Origin of the sequence: Nonomuraea turkmeniaca (assembly GCF_005889735.1) — a bacterium.
GTDB lineage: Bacteria > Actinomycetota > Actinomycetes > Streptosporangiales > Streptosporangiaceae > Nonomuraea > Nonomuraea turkmeniaca.
On the sequence record NZ_VCKY01000523.1, the window covers coordinates 1 to 1673 of the forward strand.

General features: G+C 67.4%; 2 protein-coding genes. One reads left to right on the forward strand and one right to left on the reverse strand.

The annotated features are described in order from the left end of the window. Positions 1–29 precede the first annotated feature (29 nt). On the reverse strand, positions 30–347 hold the full coding sequence (locus tag ETD86_RS54255) for a hypothetical protein (protein ID WP_138674373.1): 318 nt from the start codon (positions 345–347) through the stop codon (positions 30–32). Positions 348–476: 129 nt separating this feature from the next. On the opposite strand from ETD86_RS54255, the gene ETD86_RS54260 reads away from it, so the two are divergent. Continuing rightward, positions 477–1643, forward strand: a complete 1167-nt coding sequence (locus ETD86_RS54260; RefSeq protein ID WP_211370941.1) for an IS630 family transposase — start codon at positions 477–479, stop codon at positions 1641–1643. The last annotated feature ends 30 nt before the right edge of the window (positions 1644–1673 follow it).

A 1673-nucleotide genomic window follows, 5' to 3' on the forward strand; every position in this document is an offset into this window, starting at 1 on the left:
AGTGGTTCTGCCTGTAAGTCCTTCGAGGGTCAGTGGCTGAGGTAGAGGTCGCAGGCGCAGTCGAGGGCTTCTTGGGGCGTGCCTGCGGACATGCCGGTGGGCAGGATCTGGTTCTCGTACTTGCCGCTGCTGGCGAGGTAGAGCCCGAAACCCCAGATGGAGGCCGATCCGCCGTAACGGAGGCGGATGAGGGGCAGCCGGTCTCCGTCGGTCAGTTCGCCTTCGACGTAGGCGAACTGACCGTGGTAGCGGACGTGCAATCCTGCCAGCTGCGGCCAGTGATCGCGGGCGTGCTGGCGTAGTCGCTGGGCCAGGGAGATCTTGGTGGACTCCGGGATGGCGGGCATGCGCCCTATCTTGCCGTCCGGCGTGTCAATCACGCCCTGGGCGGTGGATATCGGGGCAAAGTGGCAGCGCCCCTCGTAAGATCACCGAAAGCGTTCCGCGTGCCCGTCCCTTGTGCTCGTCAGATCGTCGTGACCGCCGCCGAGCGGCGGCGGTTGAAGAAGCTGGCCCATGCTCACACGGCCCCCTACCAGCAGGTTGTCCGCGTCCGGATCGTGCTGGACGCCGCGCACGGCTACTCCAACGCTCGGATCGCCCTGCGACAACGGGTCCACCTCGACACCGTCCGGCGGTGGCGTGGCCGCTATGCCGATCAGGGCATCGACGGGCTCAAGGATCGGCCCCGTAGCGGCCGGCCGCCCCGCTTCACCCTCGTCCAGCGGGCCGAGGTCACGGCGCTGGCCTGCCAGTTGCCGGCCGAGACCGGGATGCCGCTGTCCCGCTGGAGCAGCACCGACCTGGCCGCCGAAGTGGTCGGACGGGGGATCGCCGAGGCGATGTCCGCCTCGACCGTCCGCCGGATCCTGACCGCCGACGTGCTCAAGCCCTGGCAGCACGCCTCCTGGATATTCATCCGCGACCCCGACTTCGCCACCAAGGCCGCCCGCGTCCTCGGCCTCTACCAGCGCATCTGGGACGGCCAGCCCCTGGCCGGCAACGAGTACGTGATCTCCTCCGACGAGAAGACCTCGATCCAGGCCCGCTGCCGCTGCCACCCCACCCTGCCGCCCGGCACCACCCGGACGATGCGCGTCAACCACGACTACGACCGCGGCGGCGCACTGGCCTACCTGGCCGCCTACGACGTCCACCAGGCCCGTGTATTCGGGCGCTGCTCGCCCAAGACGGGCATTGTCCCGTTCATGGACCTGGTCGAGCAGGTCATGACGCACGAGCCGTATGCCTCGGCCCGGCGGGTGTTCTGGGTCGTGGACAACGGGTCCTCTCATCGCGGCAAGGCCGCCGCCGATCGGCTCACCGCCCAGTTCCCCAACGCGGTGATGGTCCACACTCCCGTGCACGCGTCCTGGCTGAACCAGATCGAGATCTTCTTTTCCATCGTGCAGCGCAAGGTAGTTACCCCCAACGACTTCACCGGTCTTGACCAGGTCGAAGACCGACTGATCGCCTTCGAGCGTCGTTACAACGAGACCGCCCGGCCCTTCCGATGGAAGTTCACCCCGGCCGACCTCGAGGACCTGATGGCCCGGATCGAGCGACACGAACAGAAAGAGCACCACTTCCAGCAACCCGCCGGCTGCGGCCACCAGCCTGTCGCACTACCAGCGGCCCTGTGAACCCTCGAATGACTTACGAACTGGACCACT